Below are 26,014 nucleotides of genomic sequence, written 5' to 3' on the forward strand. Positions count from 1 at the left end.
GGCGCGGGATGGACGGACAGGCAGATATTCTCATCATCGGCGGCGGCATGGCAGGGCTTTCGGCCGCCACCGCTTTGGCAGGCGCGGGCGCGGGCGTGACCGTGTTCGACAAGGGGCGCGGCCCCGGCGGGCGGATGGCGGCGCGGCGGGTGGAGATCGCCGGCGCGCAGGTCAGCTTCGATCACGGGGCGCAATATTTCACAGCACGCGATCATGCCTTCGTTGAGGCGGTCGCTGGCTGGGAGGCGGCGGGCGTAGCCGCACGTTGGCTCGCGGCGGGCGCGGATGCATGGGTCGGCACCCCCGGCATGAACGCGCCGGTCCGCGCCATGGCCGAAGGTCTGGATGTCCGCTGGAACGTGCGCGCAGAGCGCCTCTGCCGCGAGGGAGCGCTCTGGCGGGTGGAAGCGGGCGAGGCGGTGTTTCGCGCCGAAACGGTGCTGGTCGCGGTGCCCGCCGAACAGGCCGCCGTGCTGCTCGCCGATGCTGCGCCGGACTTTGCTGCGCGTGCCGCCAGCATCGCCTCCGCGCCGTGCTGGGCGGTGATGGCGGCCTTTGCCGAGCGCCTGCTGCTCGCCGACACTGTCCGCTGCGACACCGGCCCGGTTAGCTGGGCCGCGCGCAATTCCGCCAAGCCGGGGCGCTCGGGCGCGGAGACATGGGTGGTCCATGCCTCCCCTGCGCGCAGCCGCGAGCTGATTGACCTCGCCAAGGAGGAGGTTGCCCGCACCCTGCTGGCCGACTTCTTCGCTGCCACCGGCGCGCCCCCGGCCGCTCCGCTACACCTCGACGCGCACCGCTGGCTCTACGCCCAGCCCGAAGCCCGAAAGGGCGAGGGCCCCCTCTACGATCCCCAATTGCGCATCGGCATCGCCGGCGACTGGCTCCACAGTCCGCGGGTCGAGGGGGCGTGGCTGTCAGGCCGCAGCCTCGCGCAAGGCGTGCTTCAGGAACGGCTCGCCAGGACGTCGTAGTGGTGCCCGCGCCCGTATTTGGCGAAGCGGGTGAAGCCGGCGGCGCGCAGCAGCGCTTCGATTTCGCCCGCGCTCGCCCAGCGGTCATCGACCTCGTAGAAGATCGCCTCGACGCGCTCGAAGCTCGGCGTTTTCGCCAGTTCGGCGATCACCACCGCCTCGAGCCCCTCGACGTCGATCTTGACGAACATCGGCAGCTCGCCCGCCAACAGCGGGTCGAGCAGCGGAGCGTCGATCGTTTCGATCGTGACGCTGCCCGCTCCCGAAGCGCCCTCGCGCCCGGCGAGCGTGGCGGTGCCGGTGTGATCGGGCGCGACGTTGATCGTCACCTCGCCCGCGCTGTCGGCGATGGCGAGGAGGTGCAACGCGGTCTTCGCCGCGCCGCCATTGAGCGCCACATTGGCGGCAAGACGCGCATGGGTGGTCGGCACGGGCTCGAAGGCGATCACCCGGCGGCACCTGGGGTTCAGCGCCGCGACCAGCGAATAGAGCCCTTGGTTGGCGCCGATGTCGACGAAGACGAAGTCCTCCCGCTGGCCGAGCAGCAGATCGGCCAGATCGCGGCCATAGGTGCCGAAGATGCAATAGCGGAAGGTGGTGTCCTGCCAGTTGGGCACCATCAGCACGCCATAGGCCGAGCGAACGGCATCATCCCCGCGCGCCGCCATCAACGGGGAGAGCGCGGCCGCCTTCCACTTGCGCAGGGTCTTGACCACGCCGTAACGCCAGAATGCACCAAGACTAGCCACGCGGGGTCCTTTCCAGAAAGGCCGTGATCGCATCGGCTGCGCGCTCCGCCGAGGGGCGGTCCGAAAGCGAGAAGGTCGCGTCGATCAATGCCTGTTGAACGCCTGCATAGTCGGGATGGGAGGCAATCGCAGCATCGATCCGGTCGAGCAGGCGTTCAGCGTTCTCCAGCACCGGGCCGGCCTGCCAGTGGAGGTAGTTGGGATCGCCCTGCCAGTCGACCCCGTGGCTGTTGAGGAACAGGCAGGGGCGGGGCGCGCGCAGGAATTCGTAGACCTGGCTGCTGACATCGCCGAGGTAGATGTCGGCGCGGTTGGTGTAGCTCATGTCGCTGCTGGCGGCGCTGCCGGTGTCGATGTGGATGCGGGGCTCGCCTGCTAATTCGGGGCCGGGGGGAGTGACGCGGGCGAGGCTCGGCGGGTCGATGGTGACGACCCATTGGCGGGCAAACAGCATCACGTGCGGGGCGAAGATCAGGTTGTAGCGATCCTGACGGCGGAAGGCCTCGAGCACCTGCGCCCCGTGCCGGAACCAGCTCGAGAGTTTGGGCGAGGGGTGGGGGTTGTAGATCACCGTCGGCCGCTCAGGGGCGGGAAAGCTGCCTTCGAACCGATTGTGCGCGCAAAGATCGAGCTTGGGATAGCCGACCAGCGCGATCCGCTCCGGCGCAAGGCCTGCATCGGCAATCAGCCGGTCGCGGATCTTGGGGCCCGAGACCAGCACCAGATCGAACTTTGCGCTTTCGGGATTGAACCCGATCGCCCGGTCGCCGGCACCGTGGCGTGTGTGGATCAGCTTGAGGTCATCGAGCCCGTAGCGGGTCTTCAAGAGCAGCGTGGTCTTCTCCGAGACGACCACCGCATCGAAGCTGCGGAAGAAATCGAGGTTGTCGCGGTAGATGAGCAGCTTGGTGGCCGGAACGAGCCGTTCCAGCATCCCGGCCAGCAGCTGCGACCCGCCGCGCTTGAGGCCGAGATGCACCAGCTCCATCCGCGCCAGCAGCACCGGATCGGCCTGCCGCTCGATCTCGGCGCGCACGCCTTCGCGGGCATAGGCGAGGGTGACGTGATGCTGCCCCCGTGCCGCCAGCGCCAGCGCGATGGGGAGGCTGTGCGCGAGCTGGTGAGTCTGGTCGTGGTTGAACAGGAAGCAGATGCGCTTCATCCGCGCGCCGCTCCCAGCAGCCGCTCGGCCAAAGCATGGTCCTCGGGCTTGTCGACGTCGACCCCCATGCGGCCGTCCGGCAGCACCACCGGCGAAACCGATGCGCCCAGCTTTGCGCCCGCAGCCACCAGGGCCTGCGTCAGGGTCATCCGCCGCAGCAGCAGCCTGACCATCAGCACCGGGCCGAAATGGGCGGCAAGACGCAGCACCGACTTGCGGTCGGCCTCGACCTTCTCCCAGAACCTGAGCGCATTGGTGGCCCCCGGGCCGGTCAGCGCGAAGAGGTTTGCGCCGGTAAAGGCACCATCGCGGAACGTGAGCCATGTTCGCCGGTTGGGGCCGACCGCGCGTTCCAGATTGCCGCGCTCGACAAAGGCCACCGACACATCACCCGCGCCGGTGCCGGCAACGAATTGCGCGACCGTGGCCGGGGTCAGCATCACGTTATCGGCGGTGGTCACCAGCAGCGGCAGGCCCACGGCGGGGTCCTCGACCGCGCCCAGCACCGATCCGCTGATCGTTGGTCCGGAGACACGGAAGGTGATCTTCGGTTCCTCCACCGCCCAGGCCAGATCGCGGTGGGCGCGCAGTTCGAGCGTGTTCTGCGCAAGCACCACGATCCGCGCGATCTCGGGCGCGTCGAGCAGCGCTTCCAGCACGCGGTTCAGCATCAGCTCGCCCGCGACCGGGATCAGCGCCTTCATCTCCGCGCCGAAATGGGCCGCCATCGGGTCGATCCCCGGGCGCTGGCCGGCCAGCACGAGCGCAGTCCAGCCTTGCGATGCATCAGTCATGGCGAAGGCAACCTCGGGAAGCGGAGGGGGAGGGGACGTCCGTCCCTTTCCGCCACCGCCCCCGAATGTCAAGAATGGCCCCAGCCGCTAGGCCGCCATCGGCGCGGGGCAATAGCGCGCGAGGTATTCGCCGTGGCCGGGCATGGCGCCCACGAGGTAGCGGATCGATTGCTCCATCTCGTTCACTTCGCTCGCGGTCTTCACCGGATCGAGCGCGTCGGCCATCGCGTTGTGGCTGCCCATGGTTATCCCCTGACCCATCATCACCGCCGCCCAGCTGGTCTCGGTGAAGAGCTCGTCCTCCTCGCGGAAGATCTGGCCGTTGGCGCGGAACAGCTCGACCTTCTCGGTGAGCGTGTCGGGCACGGGCATGGTGCGCACGTAATTCCAGAAGTCGGAGTCGGTGCGCTGCGTCGCGTTGTAATGGAGGATCAGGAAGTCGCGGATGCGGGCATATTCGCGCCCCGTCAGGCGGTTGAAGGTGTCCTCCTGCACCTGCGTGATCCCGTCCAGCGAGAGCAGCGAGATCAGCTTGTCGATCCCGGTGTTGATGAGGTGGATCGAGGTGGATTCGAGCGGTTCCATGAAGCCCGCCGCCAGCCCCAGCGCGACCACATTCTTGTTCCAGAACTTGCGGCGGCGCCCGGTGATGAAGCGCAGCCAGTTGGGCTCGGCCTGCGGCTTGCCTGCGATATTGCCGAGCAGGATGTCGAGCGCTTGGCTGTCCTCCATGTAGGCCGAGCAATAGACATGGCCGTTGCCGTTCCGGTGCTGGAGCGGCACCTGCCATTGCCAGCCGGCGGCGTGCGCGGTGGCGCGGGTAACGGGCGGGGGCGGGCTGCCGTCCTCGCGCTGGCAGGGCAGGGCGACTGCGCGGTTGCAGGGGAGGTAATGGCTCCAGTCGTCATAGCCGGTCTTCAGCGCCTGCTCGATCAGGAGGCCGCGGAAGCCCGAGCAATCGATGAACAGATCGCCCGCGAACTGGCGGCCATCCTCGAGGCTGACGCCGGTGACGAAGCCGCTTTCCCCATCCAGCGCGACGTCGGCGACCTTGCCCTCCTGGCGCACCACGCCGCGGCTTTCGGCAAGGCGGCGCAGGAAGGCGGCGTAGCGGCCCGCATCGAGGTGGTAGGCGTAATTGACCGGCGGCAGATCGTCGCGCCGGAAATCCTCGGTCCGCGCGAACTTGCCGAAATAGGCGGCCATGGTCTCGAGGTTGAAGACCTGGATCGGGCGCTTGTCGCCCGCGCCTTTCATCCGGTGCCACACGTGATGGAAGCTGATCCCGCCCATGGTGTAGCCATAGGCGCCGAAGGGGTGGATGTAGCTGTCGCCGAGCTTGCCCCAGTTTTCGAACTGGATGCCGAGCTTGAAGGTGCCGCCGACGGCGCTGAGCATCTCGCGCTCGTCGACCCCGAGCAGCTGGTTGAAGCCGACGAAGGGCGGGATCGTCGCCTCGCCGACCCCGACCGTGCCGATCGCTTCGGATTCGATCAGGGTGATTTCCACCGAGCGGCCCGCGCGGATGCGCGACAACGCGGCTGCCGCCATCCACCCCGCGGTGCCCCCGCCGACAATGATAATGCGTTCGATTCCCACGTTTTCCTCGAATCCCGTCGGGCCTCTGCGGGCCATGTACGGGCGGAGAATGCCGCCCCTGCCAGTGTTGCCAGAATGCAATATGAACCAGAGATTACAAGTCTTGAGAACGCTCTCAATATCGGTTACAACCGCGCTGCAGCCCGCAGCTTCAGGCACGAACCTGTCGCGCGGAATGGGGAGAGACGACACATCATGAACACCGCCAAGCTTGCGCCGCGCCGGCGCCTCTTCGTCCTCGGCACCGCCTCGGTGCTCGCGATCGCTGCGGCCAATCCCGCGCTGGCGCAGGACGCAGCCACACCGGACGAGGATCCGGACGCCGCCGCCGCGCCTGCCGAAGAACCCGGCTCCGAAATCATCGTCACCGGCTACCGCGCCGCGCTGCAGAACGCGCAGAGCATCAAGCGCAATGCCGACACCGTGGTCGACGCGATCACGGCGGAAGACATCGGCGCGCTCCCCGACCGCTCGGTCGCCGAAGCCTTGCAGCGTGTGCCCGGCGTCAACATCGGCCGCTTCGAGAAGCCTTCCGATCCCGACCGTTTCTCGGTCGAAGGCACCGGCGTCATCATCCGCGGCCTGCCCTATGTGCGCTCCGAGCTGAACGGCCGCGACGTCTTCTCCGCCAATGGCGGCGTGGTGCTCAACTTCAACGACCTTTCGCCCGAGCTCTTGAGCTCGGTGCTGGTGTACAAGAACCTCACCGCCGACATGATCGAAGGCGGCATCGCGGGGACGGTCAACCTCACCACCCGCAAGCCGCTCAACCGGCCGGGCTTCCACATTTCGGGCACGCTCGAAGGCAATATCGGTGACCTTCAGGAAGAATGGTCGCCGGGCGGCTCGGTGCTGGTCACCAAGACCTTCGAGGGCGAGCGCGGCTCGCTCGGCCTCCAGTTCGGCTATGCGCGCTCCGAACTGGTGAGCCGCACCGATGCCTCGCAGATCACCGATCCCTGCTACCGCGCTGCGACGCTCAACGGGCCGTGCTTCCGTCCGCGTCCCGTCGGCAGCGGCGGGTTCCAGCCCGGGCCGATCGCCGACCCGAGCAATTTCCCGCCCGCCGGCAGCGTACTGGTGCCCAAGGGCGCAGGCGTGCGCACGACCAGGCTCGAGCGTGACCGCGAGGCCTATTCGGCGGTGCTCCAGTACGAAAGCCCGGATCGCGACTTCCTGTTCACCTTCGAATGGCTGCGTTCCGACACCACCTTTGCGGCCGACGAATATTCGGCGCTGGCGCTGGTCAATGACGACGCGCTGTTCCCGGTTCCGGCCGCGGGCAGCACCTGGGAGTTTGACAGCAACGGCGTGTTCCAGCGCGGCGTGCTCAGCCAGCGCATCGGCGATGCCTACGCCAACCCCTTCGGCCGCGGCGGCATCCCGCTCGAGACGCTGCGTCTCCAGCGCGAAACCACCTCGCGCACCGAGGATTTCTCGGTCGATATCGACTGGAGCATCACCGACCGCTTCCGGGTCAACTTCGAGGCGCAGCGCATCAAGTCCGAACTGGCGCAGGATGCGGTCATCGGGACGATGGCGAGCTGGGCGAATATCGCGATCGACAACACCGGTCGCACCCCGCAGGTCCAGTTCCTCGCGCCTCCGGGCGCTCCGGCCGATTACTTCACCTCGGGGCGCAACACCTATTACTGGTTCCTGATCGACAGCGTCACGCGCAACGATGGCGAAATCGATTCGCTGCGCTTCGATGCCGAATACGACATCAGCGACGACGGCTTCTTCAAGCAGGCCAAGTTCGGCGCGCGCTGGTCCGACCGCAACCGGGCGACGCGCGACACCGCCTTCAGCACCTGGGGTAATCTTTCGGCGCCCTGGGCCGGCCGCGCGGGCTGCGCGCCGTGGAACGCAGGGCCGGGCTGCGCGGCGACCGGCGGGTTCCAGCCCGGGCGATTCTTCACCGGGCTTCCCGGCCAGGAATTTGCGATCGGCGGCGGCGCGTTTGTGGATGATTTCCCGACCTTTTCAAACCTGCGCACGCCGTTCGATGGCGGCTTCCAGCGCGGCAACGCGCCTGCCCCGCTGCCAGGCGGCGCGTTCTTCTACGGCGGGGACGATTTCCTCGGCGAGTATCTGGGCGGCCTGACCGACCAGCAGGGGCGCGCGATCAACGTCTTCTCGCAGACCCCCAACCCCTATATCGGCGTCAACGGGCGCACCTTCTTCGATCCGGTCACCCGCACCTCCACGCCGTGCGACCCGTTCTGCCCGAACGAGCTCGACATCGTCTCGGAGGAAACCCGCGCCGCTTATGCCCGCGTCGACTTCGGGAGCGATTTCAACAACGGCTGGAAGATCTCAGGCAATATCGGGCTGCGCTATGTCGAGACCGAGGTGTCGGCGGGCGGCCTGATCGGCTTCCCCAACGCCCAGCAATTCGACATTCCGGCGGCGGGCGGCAATGGCGACGGGATCGCGCAGCTGTCCGAGGTTCAGGCCGCCTGCACCCAGGCGCAAAACCTGCCGGCCGACCAGCGCCCGGCCTATTGCTCGCTTTCGCCGGCGCGCCTCGCCACCTTTGCTGCGGCTTACACCACCGAAATCCTCGACGATCGCAGCAACGAGACCTTCAGCAACTGGCTGCCGAGCTTCAACGCGCTGCTCGACACCGGCAATGGCCTGCTGTTCCGCGCCGCGGTCTCGCGCGGGATCAGCCGTCCCGATCTCGGCGCGTACCGCTCTGGCGGGGCTATCGGCGACAACACCGGCGTCCTGCGCGCCCAGGGCACGCTCGCGACCGGTCCGCTGTTCGCGCTCAGAACCGGCAATCGCGATCTGAGGCCGATCGGGGTTTGGAACTATGACCTCACTGCGGAATGGTATTTCAGCCGGGTCGGCTCGCTGACCTTCAACGCTTTCGTCAAGGATTTGAGCGGGATCATCGACAATGCTGTGGAGGTGGTGAACTTCTCCAGCCCGCGGGTGCCCTCGCTCGAGGTCGAGGTGAACCGCCCCGTCAACCAGCAGGACGGCACGCTCAAGGGCTTCGAGATCAGCTACCAGCAGACCTACGACTTCCTGCCGGGCCTGCTGAGCGGGCTGGGCTCGCAGCTGACCTACACCTATGTCGACGGCGCGGATTTCACCAATACCGACCGCGCGGGGAACCTCGGCCCGTTTGCCGACGCGCAGCCGCTCGCCGGGATTTCCGAGAGCACCTTCAACGGCACGGTGTTCTACGAGAAGGACTGGCTCTCGGCGCGCCTTGCCTACAACTGGCGCTCGGCCTTCCTGATCACCCCGCGTGACGACATCTTCCCCTTCTCGCCGATCTGGGGCGAATCGACCGGGCAGCTCGACGGGTCGATCTTCGTCACGGTCCGCAACGGCCTCAAGCTCGGGGTGCAGGGGGTGAACCTGCTCGACGAGGTGACGCGTACCAGCCAGGTGGTTGACTTCGACGGCACGCGGGTGATCCGCTCGGCCTTCCGCAACGACCGTCGCTTCACCTTCCTCGCCCGCTTCGATTTCTAAGAGGGCAAGACCATGACAATTGCAGGGCTGCTGAAAGCGGGGACGCTCTCGGCGGCCCTGCTGCTTTTGGGGGCCACCACGCCTCCCTCCGAACAACCTCTCGCCCCGCGCGAAGGGGCGGGCTGGGAGCTGGTGTGGGCCGACGAATTCTATGGCACCGCACTCGACCGCAGCAAGTGGACGCCCGAGGTCTCGTGCTGGGGCGGGGGCAACAACGAACGCCAGTGCTACACCGACCGGTCGGAGAACATCGCGGTCGAGGGCGGGCTCTTGCTGCTCAAGGCCAGGAAGGAACGCTTCGCCGGCCCCGCGCGCCCGCCCGAGATTGCCGAGCGGGACAATCCGACTCTCGTGCAATCGCATACCTCGGGCAAGGTCCGCACCATCGGGCTCCACGCCTGGCGCTATGGCCGGATCGAGGCACGCGCAAAGGTGCCGGCGGGACAGGGCACCTGGCCCGCGATCTGGATGATGCCCGACAACCCCGCCTACGGTCCCTGGCCGCGCTCGGGCGAGATCGACATCCTCGAAGCGGTCAATATCGGCGCCAAATGCAAGGACTGCGCGGGCGGCGTGGGCGAGAACCGGACGATCAGCGCGCTCCACTTCGGCGACTTCGCCCCGGAGAACCGTTATGTCGATCACCGCAACGCCCTGCCAAGCCTGGCGCTGCCCTCGGACGGGTTCCACGTCTACGCGGTCGAATGGGGCGAGGGGCTGATCCGCTTCCTCGTCGATGACCGCGTGCACCTCACCGTCACCGCCGACCAGTGGAGCACCGCTGCGCCCAGTGCCAAAGGCAACCCCGCCGCGCCCTTCGATCAGCCCTTCTACATCATGGCCAATCTTGCCGTCGGCGGGCGGCTGGCGGAAGAAAACAATGCCAAGGGGGTTGCAGGCAGCAGCTTTCCCGCGCAATTCGCAATCGATTGGATAAGGGTCTACCGCTGCGCCAGCGACCCCGCGACGGGGCGGGCCTGCATCAGGTAGGCGGGACGGGAACGAGCGGGCCATGGCGCGGGTGCGCAAGACAGTCACGATCAGGGACGTCGCCGAGGATGCGGGCGTCTCGCTCCAGACGGTGAGCCGGGTCGTCAACGGCGGCCCCAACGTGCGCCCGCAGCTGCGCGACAAGGTGCAGGCCGCGATCGACCGATTGGGCTATGTCCCGAGCCTCGCCGCCCAGCGGATGAGCGGATCGCGCTCCTACATCATCCTTGCCATCAACGACCGCGAACGCACCCTTGCCGACTGGCGCGAACGGCAGGGGACCGACTGGGTCGACCAGATGCTGCTGGGCGGAATCCTGACCTGCTCGAAGCACGGCTACCGGATGATGGTCGAACTGGTCGACACCCATTCCGACCATGTCGAGCGCGAGCTGGGCGCAGCGCTTTCGGCCTTGCAGCCCGATGGCGTGATCCTGACCCCGCCGCATTCGGAGAACGCCCTCATTACCGCTCTGCTCGCGGCGCGCGGCATTCCCTTCGCCCGCATCGGATCGGATGCGCCGGGGGCTGGCATCCGGCTCACGATGGGCGATGCGGGCGCGGCGCATCTTGCCACTGCCCGGCTGGCCGCGCTCGGCCACCGCCGCATCGCGATGATCGCGGGGCCCGCGCAATACAGCCTCTCGGGCTGGCGCATCGAGGGCTGGCGCCGGGCGCTCGCCGAAGCGGGTCTGCCCGACGCGGGCCTCCTCGAAGTGGGCGATTTCGGCTACGAGAGCGGCAGCCGCGCCGCCCGCGCGCTGCTCGAGCGCGATCCCGACCTGACCGCGATCATCGCCTCTTCCGACCAGATGGCGCTCGCCGCACTCGAAGTCGCGCGCGAGCGGGGCCTCGAAGTGCCGCGCGACCTGTCGCTGATCTCCTTCGACAACACCCCGATCGTGCGCTTCACCCAGCCGCCGCTGACCGCGATCGACCAGCCCATCGCCGAAACCGTGGCGCGCGCCGCCGAATGGCTGATCGAACGCGGCGGCAATGGCGAGGGCGAGGAGGTGATCGAGGTTGCCGCAGCGCTGGTCGAGCGCGCCTCGACCGCACCGGCACGCGCTTGAGCGAGGGGCCCTCAGCCCCGGCCACCCTGCGCCAGCCGGTCTGGTTCCTTGCCCTGTTCGCGCTGGCCGCGGCGGGGGGCGCGGTCGCCTATGTGCCGCTGCTGACCGTGCTTCTCCCCCAGCGCATTGCCGAGCTTCAGGGCGGGGAAGATGTCGCCGCTCTCGCCCAGGTGAGCTTCCTTGGGGCCGTGATGGCGAGCATCGCCAACATCGTCGTCGGCATGCTGAGCGACCGCGCCCGCGCGCGGCGGCCTTTCGTCATTGCCGGGCTGCTCCTCTCGAACGCATTGCTGCTGGCGGTGGGGTCGGCGACGAGCATTGCGCAGATCGTGGGGCTGGTGATGGTCTGGCAGGTGGCGCTCAACCTGATGCTGAGCCCGCTGATGGCCTGGGCAGGCGATTGCTTTCCCGATGAGCAGAAGGGCGTGCTCGGCGGCGCGCTGGCGCTGTCGCCGGCGCTGGGAGCGCTGGCGGGATCGCTGGTGACATGGGAGGGGCTGGTGGCGCCGCAGGCGCGGCTGGCGCTGGTCGCCGTGCTGGTGAGCGCGCTGGTGCTGCCTGCGGTGCTGCTGGGCAAGGGGCGCGTCCGGCCTGCGCTGGTCGCCCCCGTTCCCGCGCCTGCCGAGCCCGTGCCGGTGCGCGAGCGGGTGGTGGCGCGGATGTGGGCAGCGCGGCTGCTGGTGCAAGTGGCGGAAGGCGGCATGTTCGCCTTCCTGCTTTACTGGCTGCGCTCGATCGCGCCGGGCTATCCCGAGAACGGGGCGGCCAACGTCTTCAGCCTCGTACTGGTGGCCTCGGTGCCGCTGTCTCTGCTGCTCGGGCGCTGGTCCGATGCCAAGGCGCGGCCGGTGGCGCCGCTGGTCGCCGCCGCGCTGCTGTGCGCCGGCGGGATGCTGGTGATGGCGGCGGCGCAGACCCTTGCCTGGGCCATCGCAGGCTATGTCCTGTTCGGCCTCGCGGCAGCGGTGTTCCTCGCGCTCCATTCGGGCCAGACCTTGCGCGTCCTGCCTGCGCCCCAGCACCGCGGGCGCGACCTCGGGGTGTTCAACCTCACCAACACCGTGCCGGGGATGGTGATGCCCGGGCTGACGGTGATGCTGGTCCCGCAGTTCGGCTACGGCGCGCTGTTCGTACTGTTCGCGGGGCTTGCATTGGGAAGCGCGGCGCTGCTTGCGGGCGCGCTGCGCCGCGCCTAACCCGCCGTGCTTGAAGCTTGCCAAAGCGGGCGCGCGGCGGCATAGTTTGATAACGTTCTCAAGAAAAACGAGCAGGGTTCTGGGAGGGACTGGCGAGATGGCGCTTAAGGCAGTGGGTCGGCTGGTGTGCGGGGCAGCGCTCGGCGCGCTGGTGGCAGGGTGCAGCACGCAGGAACCGGTCCGCTCGGTCAGCGCGCCCGTCGCCGAGGCTCCGGCAGCAGCGGAAAACAGCCCCGAAGCCTTGCTCGCGCGGATGAGCCTCGAGCGCAAGGTCGCGCAGATCATCCAGCCCGACATCGGCTCGATCACCCCCGAGGACATGCGCCAGTACCGCTTCGGCACGATTCTCAACGGCGGCAATTCCGGCCCCTATGGCAACGACAAGGCCCCTGCGGCCGACTGGCTGAAGCTCGCCGACGCTATCTGGGAGGCTTCCACCGCCCCGCTGCCGGACGGCGAGCCCGTGATCCCCGCGATCTGGGCGACGGACGCGGTGCACGGCCACGCCAATGTCCCGGGCGCGACGGTCTTCCCGCACAATATCGCGCTGGGCGCGGCGGGCGATGCCGACCTCGTCCGCCGCATCGGCGCCGCAACCGCGACCGAAATCGAGGTGACAGGCCTCGACTGGACCTTCGCGCCCACCGTCGCGGTGGCGCGCGATGATCGCTGGGGCCGCACCTACGAGAGCTATTCCGAAGACCCCGCGCTCGTCACCAAGCTCGGCGCGGCGATGATCGAGGGGCTGCAGGGCCGCCCCGGCGAGCCCGGCTATCTCGGCCCCGGCAAGGTCGCGGCCACGGCCAAGCACTACTTCGGTGACGGCGGCACGGCGCAGGGCGTCGACCAGGGTGATGTGAATGGCGACCTTGGCGAGCTCATGGCAATCCACGCCGCGCCTTACCCGGCCGCGATCGACGCCGGGGTAGCGAGCGTGATGGCGAGCTTCAACTCGATCAACGGCACCAAGATGCACGGCAACAAGCCCCTGCTGACCGATCAACTGCGCGGGAAGCTCGGCTTCGGCGGCGTTGTGGTGGGCGACTGGAACGGCCACGGCCAGATCAAGGGCTGCACCAATTCCGATTGCCCGCAGGCGCTGCTCGCGGGGCTCGACATCTACATGGTGCCCGAGGACTGGAAGGCGCTCCACGCCAGCCTCGTTCGGCAGGTCAAGGACGGCACGATCCCCATGGCCCGGCTCGACGAGGCGGTGCTCCGGGTGTTGCGGATGAAACAGGCGCTCGGGATTCTCGACGGCGAGGTCAAGCCCTCCGCCCGGCCCAATGGCGGCAAGTGGGCGCTGCTCGGCTCGCCCGAACACCGCGCGCTCGCCCGCGAGGCGGTGGCCAAATCGCAGGTGATCCTAAAGAATGCCGGTGTGTTGCCGCTGAAGGCGGGCGCACGGATCGAGGTTGCGGGGTCGGCGGCTGACAACATTCCCCAGCAGGCCGGGGGCTGGTCGGTGACATGGCAGGGCGGGGGTGACCTCACCGCCAACGACTTCCCGGGCGCGACCTCCATCTGGGGCGGGATTGCTGCGGCAGCCAAGGCGGCCGGCGGCGAGGCGGTGCTCGCGCCCAAGGGCAGCCCCGCCAGCAAGCCCGACATCGCGATCGTCGTCTTCGGCGAGCCGCCCTATGCCGAGTTCGTCGGCGACAGGAAGGACCTCGCCTTCCGCGACAAGGAGGGTCTCGCCCTGCTCAAGGCCTACAAGGCGCGCGGCGTGCCGACGGTGGCGGTGTTCCTCTCAGGGAGGCCCCTGTGGGTCAATCGCGAGCTCAACGCCGCCGATGCCTTTGTCGCCGCCTGGCTTCCCGGCAGCGAGGGCGCAGGGGTAGCCGACGTGCTGTTCGGCAAGGTGCAGCCCACCGGGCGGCTCTCCTTCAGCTGGCCCAAGACCTGCGAGGGCGCGCCGGTCAACTGGCCCGAGGGCGCGCTGTTTCCCCGCGGCTACGGCCTCGGCTTCGCCGCGCCGCGCATCGCGCCCGTTCCCCTCGACGAGACCTGCTCGGCGCTCAGCCATGACGCGGGCGCCGCTTGGTTCGCGAGCGGCAAGCTCGGTGCGCGGGTGCAGGCGCTTGCCGACAATGCGCTGCTTCCCGACCTGCGCGGGAGCGGCAACGGGATCGTCGCGACTGGGGTCGACCGCAAGGCGCAGGAGGACGCACGCCGCATCGCCTTTGGCCCGGGCGCGCGGCTCTCGCTCACCGGTCCGGCCAGCGGCGCTGCCTTCCGGATCACTTATCTCGTGAACCAGCGTCCCGCCGCGCCCGTCACCGTAACCGCGGGCGGCAAGCCGCTCGATATCACCCAGGGCCTCTCGGTCGCCGAAGGCAAGGGTTGGCGCGAAATAGTGCTCACGCCCAAGTGCCTCGGCGAGACGGGCGGCAAGCTCACCTTCGCCTCAGAAGCGCCCTTCGCCTTCCAGATCGGCGAAATCACCCGCGACGAGACTGCCGCAGGCGCGGAGTGTTCGTTCTAGCCAGCTAGGGCAGCACTATGTCGAAACCCTGCGGCATCGGGTCGAGGTTGTCGACCAGTGCCTGCAGCGCGGCCTTGTCGCCGGTCACTTCGAGCCCCGCCTTCTCGAGCGCGGCGACGGGCTGTTTCAGGAACAGGAGCGCCAGCAGCAGCGCGCGCGGTCCCTTGATGTTGGCGGCAGGGCTGGCGGGCAGGGCGCCGACACGGCCGATCAGGGTCTGGCCGGTGATCTCAAGGCTGGCAAGCTCCTTGCGATCGGTGAGTTCGATGCCGATGGTGATGCCCCGCGGCCCCGGCCGTTCGGGCGCAAAGCGGGTTGCGGCGGAATCGAGCAGTTCCTGCGTGGCGAGCGCAGCGATGAGGTCGGTCGGCTGGGCCGCCGCCGTCTGCGCGCGCCCGCGCCGCAGATCGCTCGCTGCGGCAAGGAACTGGTTGCGCCAGATCGCGCTCTCGGCCTGGTAGCCCTGCTGCTCGTAACTTGTCGCCAGCAGCGCCTTGGCCTCGGCGTTTGCAGGATCGGCAAAAACGAGGTTCTGGAGCAGTTCGGACGACCAGCGGTAATCGCCCGCAGCCATCGCATTGCGAGCCAGCGCCAGCGTGCGGTCCGCGCCGCCCAGCGCCTCGACAAGCTTGGTCGCGCGCTCCACCGGCGGATAGGCGTGGAGGTTGGCCGGGACTGCATCGTACCAGCCGAGATAGAACTGGTAGATCGCCTTGGCGTTGTGGCTGATCGTCCCGTAATAGCCGCGCGTCGACCACTCCGCGCTGTTCCCCGGCGGGGGCGCGGCCTCCAGCGCCTCGGCAATTTCCGCCATGGTATCGCCGCGGTTCATGCGGCGCACGGTCTGGTCGTGGAGCCAGCGGTAATTGTCGCGCTGGGCGGATAGCCAGGCGGTGCCCGCCTCGCGCCCGAAGATCGGCCAGCAGTGGCTCGAGATCACCGCGTCGGATTGCGGCGCATACCGGATCGCAGCTTCGTCGAGGTAATGCGCCCAGGCCCGCGCATCACGCACCTTGGCGCCGCGCGGGGTGAGGATGTTGTGCAGCGTGCAGGTGGCGATCTCGGCCGCGAGGAAGGTCTTTTCCGGGCGGATCAGCACGTTGAATTCGGCCGGAGCCTCGGAGCCCGAGACGATCTGGAATTCGAGCGCCACGCCGTCCACCACCCGCGTCTCGCCGGTCGCTGCGATGGTGTCGGTCGGAGGGATCAGCGAGAGCGTGCCGACCGACAGCCCCATGCCGATGCCGCTGCCCATCTGTCCGGTCGCGCCCGGGGCCAGCCCCGTTCCGAACTGGTAGGCCGCGCGCCGGGTCATGGCTCCGCCGGCGATGACATTCTCGGACGTCGCCTCCTCCATGAAGCCCTCAGGCGCGATGATGGCGACGCGTCCGGCCTTGACCGCTGCCTCGTCCACCACGCCGCGCACGCCGCCGAAATGGTCGCCGTGGCTGTGCGAATAGAGCACCGCGCTGACCGGCCGGGTGCCGAGCGTCTGGTTGACCAGCTCCATCGCGGCCTTCGCCGCCTCGACACTGGTCAGCGGGTCGATGATGATCCAGCCGGTTTGCCCGCGGATCACGGTCATGTTCGAGACATCGAAGCCGCGCACCTGCCACACGTTCTTCGTCACCTCGAAGAGGCCATGGCGCTTCAGGTGGCTCATGTGTCGCCACAGCGAGGGGTTGACGGTTTCGGGCGCGGTGCCGGTGACGAAGGCGTAGGCGTCGAGGTTCCAGACCTGCTTGCCGTTCGCGGCGATGATCACCGGATCCTTGCGCGTGGCGAGGAAGCCGCGCTGCGAATCTGCCGCATCGCGGCTGCCTTCGGCCGGGAGAGCTGCGGCTGTTTCGCGCTGTCCGGCCCTGGTCGCCTCGCTCGCCGGGCCAGGAGCGTTCTGCGCCGCGCCCGAACTGGCGGCGATGACGACGGCCAGCGCCGACGCGGCGCGCAGGCTTGCAAACTTCATGATGGTGGTACCCCTCTTCTCCCGCGCCAGTGATGCCCGTGTGACGACGCAGTTTCAAGCGGGGGTGGGGCGCAGCGAAAGCTGTTAGCTTCATGCATTCAAAAAATAGAACGCTTGCAACCAAAGATTGAATTTTTCCGATCAAGGCCGCGTCGCTATCAGACGCCGTCACCTCTCACCGCCCCGCGAAGGACACGGCACATGGACCAGACGCGCCCGATTCCGGCCACCCTAGCCTGCGCCCCGTCCCCGCGCCTCCGGCCGCAGCTCGCGCTGGTCGAGGCGCGCTTCACGCTGGCGCATCCCGAAACCGAGATCCCCGATGAATGGCGCGGGGCATTGGACGGGCTGCTCGGTTGGCTGGGGATTGCGGCCGATATCGTTCCTGCGCCCCGCCCCGGTCGGCTCAAGCGCCTGGCCGACTGGACGATGTCCGTCACCGGGGAGCCTGCGCTGTTCGCTCCGTGGTTCGGCTGGAGCCCGGCCGCCTTCCAGCACGGCGGCGTTGCCCACCTGCCGCAGGCGCAGTTCGTCGCCAGCTATTGCATCGATCACCCGCGCGGCGCGCCCCCGGGGCTGGGCGGGCTCGATGTGATGCTGATGAGCCCGCACCCGGCGCATTGCATTGCCGATGAGGCCGGCGCGGTGCCGGTGCCGCGTGCCGGGGTGCTCACCGCGATGATCCGCGCCGCCCGCACCGAAGCCCGCGAGCGGATCGCGATCATCGTCACCGCCCGCCAGCGCAATGCAGTCGCGACGCGCCTGCTTGCCGCGGGCAAGGTGGCGAACGGTGCGGGCGTGACGCTGGACATTCTCACGCTCGAAGAGGCGCTGCCTGTCCTGACACGTCCGCGCACGCCGTGGGACGCGGTGATCGCCATGCCCGATCTGCGCAGCACCGTGTTCACCCTGCTGGCCCATGCCGGCGGCGCGCGCCGGGCCTGGCCGATGCTGTGGTTTGCGGGCGAGGGCGCGCTGCGGCTCGTCACCAGCGAAGCGCCCGGCGAGGCAATGAGCCGTCTGCCGCTCGATGCGCCGGCTTTGATCCATGCCCTCGCTCTGACGCTGCACGCCGCCGGAGCCGAGCGCCCCGCCGCCCGGTTGCACGAGGCCTGGGCGCTGCTGCGCGACAGCGGCATAGGCATCGCCGGACAGGGCACGGAGAGCGCGCCCTATGCCAGCGACGTCTCTGATGGCGCCTTCATCGCCATGCTGTGCCGCGACGGCGCCGTCAGCAAGCGGCCCCAGCAATCGTGGCGCGCACTGAAGAATGAGAAAAACGCAAAAGCCGGGAGCAAAAACCCGCCCTTGCGCGTTATCTCGACTAACGAAAACATCACATCGGGCTAAAGGGTCATCGTCATGCCAAGTCGCAAGGTCGTCGCAACCGAACTGGCCCACGTGTTGAGGCAGATTTCGCACCCTGACCGCATCCGGCTGTTGCTCAAGTTGCAAGCGGGCGAGCAGACGGTCAACGAGCTGGGCGACCTGCTCGAAATCTCGCCCACCCGCGTCTCGCAGCACCTCGGCGTGCTGCGCGCGGTTGCTCTGGTCGAAACCCAGACCCGCGGCCAGCAGCGCGTTTACAGCCTAGCACAGCCCGAGCTGGCGCGATGGCTGATCGAGGGGATCGACTTTATCGGTCACCGCCTCAGCCGCGCGACCCCGACCGATCTGCAGAATGCCAAGCAGCTGTGGCAGGCCGAGGGTGCCGAGCCGGTCATCTGACCGGCGTGCCGGCAGTCACTCGTCAGGCCGCAGGGCGCACCATAAGTCCGGGGATTTCGGTCTTCTCCTCCGACCGCCGGCCGTAGCGCTCGACCAATTCGCTCCATTCGACCACCAGCACGCCGCCGGTCGACTGGTGCTGCTTCTCCCACGAGGACAGCATCTCGAGGCAGGCGTGGTCGATATAGTCGAGCTTCTCGACATGGATGTGGACTTCCGACCCGAAGGGTGAGCTTTCCAGCGCCTGGCCCAGCTGCGGGATCGAGAAGAACGTGGCAGAGCCCGTCATCCACAGGTCGATGCGGCCCGTCGCCGTGTCATGCTCGCGCCGGATCTCGAGGTGCGAGAAGGTGTAGACCAGCTTCGCCGTCGCCAGCACGAAGCCGAGGATCACGCCGGTCAGGAGGTCGATCGCCACGACCCCGATCAGCGTCGCGAAGTATATCGCCAATTCCTGCTTGCCGAATTCGGCGATCTTGCGGATCTGCGCGATGTTGACCAGCTTGAAACCGGTGTAGACGAGGATCGCGGCGAGTACTGAGGTCGGGATCTCGTTGAGGATGAAGGGGAAGGCGACCACCGCAAGCAGCAGCCAGCCGCCGTGCATGATCGCCGACAAGCGCGTCGTTGCCCCGGCTTCGACATTGGCGGCCGAGCGCACGATCACCCCGGTCATCGGCAGCGCGCCGAGTCCGCCGCAGATCATGTTGCCGATCCCTTGCGCTCGCAGTTCCTTGTCGTAATCGGTCCGCGCGCCGGTGTGCATCTTGTCGACCGCGGTCGCGCACAGCAGCGTCTCGGCACTGGCGACGAAGGCGAAGACGAGGCCCAGAGTGAGGATATCGGGGTTGGTGATTCCGGCGAAGGCTTCGCTCGTGGGGATGTTGAGCCCGCTCGCGAGGGTTTCGGGCAGCATCACCAGCGTGATCGGCAGCGCGAAGGCGATGGCAAAGGCCGTGCCGACGATCACGCCGAGCAGCGGGCCGGGGATCAGGGCGAGCTTTTTGGGCTTGAACTGGTTCCACAGCACGATGGTGGCGATGGTCACGATCCCCGCCATGGCGGCGAGGTGGTGCACCGAGCCATCGACCGGGAAGACCTTCATGATCGCCTCCGGGATCGCGGCGATGTTGAGCAGGCCATTGGCGCGCGGCGCGTCATCCAGCATCACGTGCAGCTGCGAGGCGAAGATCAGCACGCCGATCCCGGCCAGCATCCCGTGGATCACCGAGGGCGAAATCGCACGGAACCACTGCCCGAGCTTCAGCACGCCGGCCAGCAATTGCAGCGCGCCCGCGATCAGCCCGACCACGCCGAGCATGATCAGGCCATGTTCCTGCACCAGCTGGTAGACCAGTACCGCCATGCCGGCCGCCGGCCCGCTCACCTGCAAGGGCGAACCGGCAAGGCTGCCGACCACCAGCCCGCCGACGATGCCGGTAATGAGGCCGAGAGCGGGAGGGGCTCCGGATGCAATCGCAATGCCCATGCACAGCGGCAGGGCGACCAGAAACACGACGATCGAGGCGAGGAAATCGCGGCCGATCACTGCGGATGTCAAACGGTCGGAAGAAGCGGCGAGCATAGGGAGGCTCCAAGGCAGGGGGAAGGGCAGCCGGAAGGTTCGCGCCAGGTCCCACAAAGGGTGTGCGGGCTCTGGCGGCGCGGGATCAGCAGGCGTGGCTGTGGAGCATCGCTCCGGCCAGATCTGCCGCGTAGCGCTCCTCGACCGAGACCCAGGTCATGTTCGCATCGTCATAGGCCGACACCTCGCCGGTCTTGATGTCGTAGACCCAGCCGTGGAGCGTCACCGCCTTCTGCGCCAGCGCGACCGCAACCGTGGGATGGGTCTTCAGATGCTGCAACTGCAGGATGACGTTCTGTTCGAGCAGCATCCGCATCTTGGCCTCGGGATCGAGGCCTGCGCCCATCGCCTCGGTGATGTCCACCGCGCCCTGCGAATAGCCCAGCCATTCGCGCACATGCGGCAGGGTGGTGAGCCCGGCCCGGTTCATCGCGCCCTTCATCGCCCCGCATTCGGTATGGCCGCAGATCACGATATGCGGGATCTTGAGCGCGCCGATCGCGAATTCGATCGAGGCGGTCATCCCTCCGGTCTGGTTGGTGTGCGGCGGAACGATGTTGCCCGCGTTGCGGCAGATGAATAGTTCGCCCGGATCGGTCTGGGTGAGCATCGCGGTCTCGATCCGGCTATCGGAGCAGGTGATGAACAGCGCCTCGGGGCTCTGCCCGGTGGCAAGCCGCTCGAACAGTTCCGCTTTTTCCGGGAAGACCTCGCGCTGGAACTTGACCACGCCTTGGGCGAAATGGGGCATCGGGGGTATCCTTTTCAGTGAGACGAATTGGGGGCGGGCGCGCTCCACAGGGCGCGTGCGGCATCGATATGTTCGGCCTCTTCCAGCCGGGTGCGGATATCGACCAGCGGCAGGGCCTCGAGAATCCAGTCGGCGAGGAAGGGCTGGGCGAGACGGCAGACGTGGTTGCGCCCGTCCCGCCGCTCTTCGACCAGACGGTGGGCGCGCAGCAGGGCCAGATGCTGCGAGACGCGCGAAGTCGGCAGGGCAAGCGCCTGACCGAGCGTCGTCACGTCCCTTTCTCCCTGCCGCAGCTCCTCGATCAGCCGTAGCCGGTCGGCATGGGCGAGCTGCCGGAACAGATCGGCAAGCGCACGCGAGACAATGGCTCGGCTGGGCATCGGGCTCCCTCACATGTGCAAGAATTTGAATACTTGCACATGCTCAGGTATGTGAAGTTGTATCATTTGTCAAAGGACATTGTCGTCAGCGCTTGGCGGCCGCGGCCGCAAAAAATCCCCTGCCTCCTCAATCTGCGCGGGTGACAGCTTGCGTATTGTGTGGTGTCAGGGGCGCCGCACCCCATCGAAAACAGGGACGAGGACTTATGAATTTCGAGCTTGCCCACGAACACCAGATGCTCAAGGATCTGGTCGGAAAGTTCGTGCGCGATCAGCTGATGCCTTATGAGGCGGCGGTCATTGCCCGCGAGAATGTGGGGCAAGGCACCTATCTCACCCCCGAAGAGACCGCCAAGGTCGATGCCGTCAGCCGCGAGCTCGGCCTGTGGGGCCTCGATGCGCCCGAGGAAGTGGGGGGCATGAACCTGCCGATGGTGGCGATGGTCGGCGTCTCCGAGGAACTGGGCAAGACCGTGGTGCCCTACTACCTGCCACCTGACAGCCCGAACCTCAGGATGCTTATGGTCGCCGCCGACGAGCGCCAGCGCGAGGCTTATCTCGAGCCCTACGTGCGCGGCGAAACCATCTCGGCGATCGGCATCTCGGAACCCGGCGCGGGCGCCGACCCGCAGGGGATGCGCACCACCGCCGTTCAGGACGGGGACGACTGGATCATCAACGGCCGCAAGATCTGGATCACCAAGGGCGCCGAGGCCGATTTCACGATCCTGATGGCGGTGACCGACAAGAACCCCAATGGCAGGAACGGCATGTCGGCCTTCCTCGTCGACAAGGGTACGCCCGGCTTCAACGTCACCCGCAAGATCCCGATGATCGACGGCACCGCGACCTACGAGATCGCGCTCGAGGATTGCCGTGTCCCCGGCTGGAAGCTGCTCGGCCAGCGCGGGCAGGGCTTTGCGCCGATGCAGGTGCGGCTCGGCACGCGGCGGATCGAGATGGCATCATGGTCGATCGGCATGGCGCAGCGCGCGCTCGACATGATGATCGACTACGCGCCGCAGCGCAGCACCTTTGGCAAGCCGCTCTCGGCGCGCCAGACGGTGCAGAACTGGATCAGCGACGCCGCCACCAAGATCCACGCGATGCGGCTGATGACCTATGACTGCGCGTGGAAGATCGACGAGGGCCGCGACACCCGCAGCGAGATCTCAATGATCAAGAGCTTCTGCACCGAAAGCGCCTACGAGATCGTCGATCATGCCATGCAGCTCTATGGCGGCATGGGCATGACCCGCGAGCTGCCACTCTACCTCATGTCGAACAAGCTGCGCACGATGCGGATCTATGACGGCCCCTCCGAGATTCACAACTGGGTGGTCGCGCGCGGACTGCTGGGCACCTACGACTAGAAAAGCCAAGGGGCGGGGCAGCCCTTTGAGCCGCCCCGCCCCCCAGCGTTGCCCGTTGGGCTATCCTCAGAACTTGCCCTGCAAACCGAGGTAGAAGAACCTTCCGCGCACCCCGGCCGGGCGCACCAGACCGCCCAGATAGGGCTCCTGGTCGAAGGCGTTGTTGATGCCGCCGTAGAAGCTGAACTTCTCGGTCACGTCGTAGCTTGCGAAGAAGTCGCTCACCAGCGAGCTACCGGTATCGCGCTGCGACAGCGGGATGAAGGTGTTGTCATCCCTCACCACGACGGCATTGTTCTCGATCACCACGTCGACCACTTGAATCCGCCCCACGCCCGGCGCGAGCTGGCTGCTTTCGAAACGACCGTTCCAGCCAAGGGTCAGCTTGTCCATGTTCCAGGTGATGCCGATATTGGCGATGAACTCGGGCGAACCCAGCTCGCCGACATTGTCGTTGCTGATCTCCTGGATCAGCAGCGCCTGCTCGAGCGCGGCTCCGGTCAGCCCCTCCAGCCCTGCGCCAGGCGTGGCATCGAAGACCTGCGAATCCTCGAGGAAGTACGTGCCGGTGACCGAAAGCTGGATCGTGCCAAGGTCTTGGCCAAACGGGACATCGAAGCCGTAGTTGGCGGCAAAATCGATGCCGCGGGCGGTGATTGCACCGAGGTTGACGTTGCCTGCGGTGAAGTTCTCGATCAGGCCGTTGGCCGGGTTGCGGACGATCAGCGGGCAGAACTGGTTGTTGATAGTCGGCAAGTCGACGCAGGCCGCGGCGATTTGCACCCCGGTGAGCGAACCGATCGCATCGGTGATGTCGATGTCATAGTAGTCCGCGATCAGGCTGAAGCCGTCGAGGAAGCCGGTGGGTTCCCACACCAGACCGACGGTGAAGGTCTTGGCCTCTTCTTCCTGAAGGTTCGGGTTGCCGCCGGTGGTCCCGGGACGGAACGCCGAGCCGAAGTTGGCAGGGTTGAAGCCCGGCGCCACGAACTGCGCGCAGTTGGCCGCGCGGAAGTTGGAGCCCAGTGTGATGTTCGCTGCCGCACAGGGGTCGGCCAGCAGGCCGATGGTCGCCGCGCGCACCGGGCCGAACAGTTCGGCAAGGTTGGGCGCGCGCACCGCCACCGAATAGCTGCCGCGGAAGGTCAGCGTTTCGTGCGGCTTGTACCGCCCGCCTGCGGTCCAGGCGAGGGTCTTGCCGATCGTGTTGTAATCCGAATAGCGGATCGCGCCGCTTACCTCGAGCAGATCGATGAACTTGATGTCGGCGAGCAGCGGCGCGCGCAATTCGCCGAAGCCTTCGTAGACCTCGATCGAGGGGTCCTGGAAGCGCGGGTCGGGCGAGGGCCGCACGGGCGAACCGCTCGAAACGACGCCGCTGGTGATCCCGGGCGAGTTCTGGAGCGGCGAGGGGGTGAACAGCGAGGTGTCCTTGCGCCATTCGAAGCCCACCGCGAAGCCCACCGGGCCGCCGGGCAGTTCGAAGAACTCGGCCGTATCGCCGGCCATGGTGGCGAGGATCTGCTGCTGGGTCAGGATCGTCGAGTTGGTGATGTCGACAAAGGCGAAATCGGCGCCCGGGCCATTGATCGAGTCGGGTCCGAAGATGTTGATCGGCGCGCAGACCCCGGTGCGCGGGGTGAAGCTGATCGCCCGTCCCGTGCCGTCCGGGTTGCGCGGCGGGCGCGGGAAGGGCGAGACGCCCGGCGCGGTGCCGTCAAGCTCGGAGCGGCAGATGATGTCGCCAGCCTGCGCCGTGCCCGGGTTGATCCGCACCGACTGGCCGTTGCGCAGCGCGATGACTTCGCGGTTGTTGGCGCGGAAGGTGGCGAGGTTGCCGGCGTTCAGCGCGACGGCGTCAATCGCGTAGAAGTAGCGGTCGTCGAGGCGGGTGTTCCGGAACACCGATTCCACCTCGGTGCGACCGTAATTGTACGAGAGGTTCCACTTCCAGCCGAGCTTGTCGAACTCGCCGCGCAGACCCCCGACGAAACGGATCGAGGTTCGTTCGGTGTTTTCGGTCGGCAGGACGTCGATGTCCTGGATGTCGCGCGAGACCGCGATCACCGGGCTCTGGCCGAGGCCCTGGAGCGTGGTGATCTGGCTGCGCAGCGCGGTCGGGATGAAGGGGTTGTCGAGCCGGATCGGGATGTCGTCGTTGAACGGCGTGCCGGTCGCGTCGATGCCGTCGGTGAAGGCGTACTTGCCCTCGAAATAGGCTTCGATACCCGGAGTGATCTCGAAATCGGCGCCGGCCGAGAAGACGAACTGTTCGATCTCGGGGATGATCAGCTCGTTGACATTGGCACCGATCGAATCGCCGCCGGATGCGCTGAAGGCATCGACGAAAGTGCCCGGATTGAACGCCCGCAGCGTGTTGCCGTCAAAGACCTGCGCGATCGGGATGTTGGTGCCCGGCAGGCGCGGCACGGTTCCGTCGGGGTTGAGCGCGTTCACCGCATCGAAGGCGCTGGCAAAGCCGTTGTCGATCGCGATGATCCCGAACCGGCTCGACACGGGCAGGGTCACATTGGGGTAGAAAGCCTGGCTCGGGCGCTGGCCGGCGGGCAGGCCGTAGTCGGCATCGGTCAGTCCCAGCAGGTCGAAGATCCTCTGGTTGGCGAAGCCGAGGCCGAACAGTCCCGTTCCGGCGAAATCCCGCTCCGAGGCCACCAGCGAGGCCTGCTTGCTGTAATCGACCGAGAACACGGCGCTGCCGCGCCCGTCGGCGAACTCGCCGCCGCCTGCGATGCTGACCGAGTAGTTTTCGGCATCGCCCTTGTCGGTGATGCCGCCCTGGAGGTTGATTTCGAGACCGTCGAAATCGCGACCCGAGCGAAGGGTGAAGTTGACCACCCCCGTCACCGCGTCCGCGCCGTAGATCGAGGAAGCGCCGCCGGTCAGCACCTCGACGCTCTTGATGCGCCCCTGCGGGATCGCGCCGATATCGACTGCGGCCGACCCTCCGGTGCCGGGCACGTGGCGGTGCCCGTCCTCGAGCACGAGCGTGCGCACCGTGCCGAGGTTGCGCAGATTGAGACGGCTGAGGCCGAGGTCGGAGCTTTCATCGCCTGCCGGCGCCTGGTTGACCGAATCGATACCGGTGAGCGAGCCCTGAAGCGCCGCGACCTGGCGCAGCTGCGAGGCAATGTCGGCCTGCCCGCTCTGCGAGAGCGTCTCGGCCGAGATCACCTGCACCGGGCTGGTCGCCTCGGTCACATTGGAGAGCGCGATGCGCGAGCCGGTGACCACGATCGCTTCCACGGGTTCGTCCGGCGCGGCCTCTTCGGCGGCGAGGTCCTCGGCGGTGACGTCATCCTCGGCGGCGCTCGCCTGCGCGGGCGCGAGCCCAGCGATCAGCAGCGCGGCAGCAAGCGCGGGAAGCGACGACGACTGGAGAGAGAGCTTGGGTGTGCGCATGTTATGTCCTCGCGTGGAAAATGTCAGGACAGGACCTGACGCCGCTGGTGCGATGCCGGGCCGTGCCGTATTCGCCAGATGCGTCGCCGGTGCGGGCATCCGCCCTTTGGCTGCGTCCTGTGCGGTCCTTCCTGCGCGAGGTCAGATGTCGGGAGATTCCAGCCCCTGATCGTCTGCCCCCAGACGAATGTCGCGCCAGTGATCTGGCTGCCACCCGTCCGGTATTACGATCCGGCCAATTCGTGGTTAGTGGTCATTCGACGTAGTTCGTCGCGCGCCCCGCACGGTGTGATGG

Annotated in this window: 18 protein-coding genes; 9 read left to right on the forward strand and 9 right to left on the reverse strand. The window is 67.5% G+C overall.

The annotated features are described in order from the left end of the window. Positions 1–8 precede the first annotated feature (8 nt). Positions 9–974: an NAD(P)/FAD-dependent oxidoreductase gene (locus AX708_RS05360; protein WP_066532632.1), complete on the forward strand. Its 966-nt coding sequence runs from the start codon at positions 9–11 to the stop codon at positions 972–974. On the opposite strand, the gene AX708_RS05365 is transcribed toward AX708_RS05360, so the two are convergent. The 4 genes from AX708_RS05365 to AX708_RS05380 form a co-directional block, all read right to left on the reverse strand. After that, the gene (locus tag AX708_RS05365) at positions 947–1,723 is read right to left on the reverse strand and encodes an FkbM family methyltransferase (RefSeq protein WP_067489642.1); all 777 of its coding nucleotides are present in this window, start codon (positions 1,721–1,723) and stop codon (positions 947–949) included. The two genes, AX708_RS05360 and AX708_RS05365, sit on opposite strands and share 28 nt — an antisense overlap. Beyond that, positions 1,716–2,885, reverse strand: coding sequence for a hypothetical protein (locus AX708_RS05370; RefSeq protein ID WP_066532638.1), 1,170 nt, complete (start codon positions 2,883–2,885; stop codon positions 1,716–1,718). Before AX708_RS05370 ends, AX708_RS05365 begins: the two co-directional genes overlap by 8 nt. Then, positions 2,882–3,679 carry an NTP transferase domain-containing protein gene (locus tag AX708_RS05375; protein ID WP_066532641.1) on the reverse strand — a complete coding sequence of 266 codons (798 nt, stop codon included), beginning with the start codon at positions 3,677–3,679 and terminating at the stop codon, positions 2,882–2,884. Before AX708_RS05375 ends, AX708_RS05370 begins: the two co-directional genes overlap by 4 nt. Positions 3,680–3,766: 87 nt before the next feature. Continuing rightward, a complete protein-coding gene (locus AX708_RS05380; protein WP_066532644.1) occupies positions 3,767–5,314 on the reverse strand; it encodes a tryptophan halogenase family protein in 1,548 nt (515 codons plus the stop codon). A gap of 159 nt (positions 5,315–5,473) precedes the next feature. On the opposite strand from AX708_RS05380, the gene AX708_RS05385 reads away from it, so the two are divergent. The 5 genes from AX708_RS05385 to AX708_RS05405 all read left to right on the forward strand — a co-directional run bounded on the left by AX708_RS05385 (position 5,474) and on the right by AX708_RS05405 (position 14,516). Then, a complete protein-coding gene (locus tag AX708_RS05385) occupies positions 5,474–8,773 on the forward strand; it encodes a TonB-dependent receptor (RefSeq protein WP_066532646.1) in 3,300 nt (1,099 codons plus the stop codon). Between the two features lie 12 nt (positions 8,774–8,785). Continuing rightward, on the forward strand, positions 8,786–9,763 hold the full coding sequence (locus AX708_RS05390) for a family 16 glycosylhydrolase (protein WP_066532649.1): 978 nt from the start codon (positions 8,786–8,788) through the stop codon (positions 9,761–9,763). A 22-nt stretch (positions 9,764–9,785) separates the two neighbouring features. Next, positions 9,786–10,835, forward strand: coding sequence for a LacI family DNA-binding transcriptional regulator (locus AX708_RS05395; protein WP_066532652.1), 1,050 nt, complete (start codon positions 9,786–9,788; stop codon positions 10,833–10,835). Beyond that, positions 10,832–12,031 (forward strand): MFS transporter, encoded by a 1,200-nt coding sequence (locus AX708_RS05400; protein ID WP_066532653.1) that lies wholly within the window; start codon positions 10,832–10,834, stop codon positions 12,029–12,031. The genes AX708_RS05395 and AX708_RS05400 overlap by 4 nt, the downstream gene beginning before the upstream one ends. 97 nt (positions 12,032–12,128) lie before the next feature. Then, entirely contained in the window at positions 12,129–14,516 is a 2,388-nt protein-coding gene (locus AX708_RS05405) for a glycoside hydrolase family 3 protein (RefSeq protein ID WP_066532657.1), read from the forward strand. A 4-nt stretch (positions 14,517–14,520) separates the two neighbouring features. Here AX708_RS05405 and AX708_RS05410 read toward each other — a convergent pair whose 3' ends face one another. Beyond that, the gene (locus AX708_RS05410; protein ID WP_066532659.1) at positions 14,521–16,482 is read right to left on the reverse strand and encodes an alkyl/aryl-sulfatase; all 1,962 of its coding nucleotides are present in this window, start codon (positions 16,480–16,482) and stop codon (positions 14,521–14,523) included. A 201-nt stretch (positions 16,483–16,683) separates the two neighbouring features. Between AX708_RS05410 and AX708_RS05415 the strand changes: the two genes are divergently transcribed. Together AX708_RS05415 and AX708_RS05420 are read left to right on the forward strand one after the other, a co-directional pair. Beyond that, positions 16,684–17,832 (forward strand): hypothetical protein, encoded by a 1,149-nt coding sequence (locus AX708_RS05415; RefSeq protein WP_066532662.1) that lies wholly within the window; start codon positions 16,684–16,686, stop codon positions 17,830–17,832. A 12-nt stretch (positions 17,833–17,844) separates the two neighbouring features. Beyond that, positions 17,845–18,210, forward strand: a complete 366-nt coding sequence (locus AX708_RS05420; RefSeq protein ID WP_066532664.1) for a helix-turn-helix transcriptional regulator — start codon at positions 17,845–17,847, stop codon at positions 18,208–18,210. A gap of 22 nt (positions 18,211–18,232) precedes the next feature. Here the strand turns inward: AX708_RS05420 and AX708_RS05425 are convergent, their stop codons facing one another. The 3 genes from AX708_RS05425 to AX708_RS05435 all read right to left on the reverse strand — a co-directional run bounded on the left by AX708_RS05425 (position 18,233) and on the right by AX708_RS05435 (position 20,926). Then, positions 18,233–19,795 carry a SulP family inorganic anion transporter gene (locus tag AX708_RS05425; RefSeq protein WP_066532667.1) on the reverse strand — a complete coding sequence of 521 codons (1,563 nt, stop codon included), beginning with the start codon at positions 19,793–19,795 and terminating at the stop codon, positions 18,233–18,235. A gap of 85 nt (positions 19,796–19,880) precedes the next feature. Next, positions 19,881–20,546, reverse strand: coding sequence for a carbonic anhydrase (locus AX708_RS05430; protein WP_066532671.1), 666 nt, complete (start codon positions 20,544–20,546; stop codon positions 19,881–19,883). Between the two features lie 14 nt (positions 20,547–20,560). After that, on the reverse strand, positions 20,561–20,926 hold the full coding sequence (locus tag AX708_RS05435; protein ID WP_067489645.1) for a metalloregulator ArsR/SmtB family transcription factor: 366 nt from the start codon (positions 20,924–20,926) through the stop codon (positions 20,561–20,563). 206 nt (positions 20,927–21,132) lie between these two features. Between AX708_RS05435 and AX708_RS05440 the strand changes: the two genes are divergently transcribed. After that, complete coding sequence (locus AX708_RS05440; protein WP_066532678.1) at positions 21,133–22,299, forward strand: acyl-CoA dehydrogenase family protein; 1,167 nt, start codon at positions 21,133–21,135, stop codon at positions 22,297–22,299. A gap of 66 nt (positions 22,300–22,365) precedes the next feature. Here the strand turns inward: AX708_RS05440 and AX708_RS05445 are convergent, their stop codons facing one another. Beyond that, entirely contained in the window at positions 22,366–25,719 is a 3,354-nt protein-coding gene (locus AX708_RS05445; protein WP_066532680.1) for a TonB-dependent receptor domain-containing protein, read from the reverse strand. Positions 25,720–26,014: the final 295 nt, after the last annotated feature.

The organism is Erythrobacter sp. CCH5-A1 (assembly GCF_001557115.1).
Taxonomy (GTDB): domain Bacteria; phylum Pseudomonadota; class Alphaproteobacteria; order Sphingomonadales; family Sphingomonadaceae; genus Erythrobacter.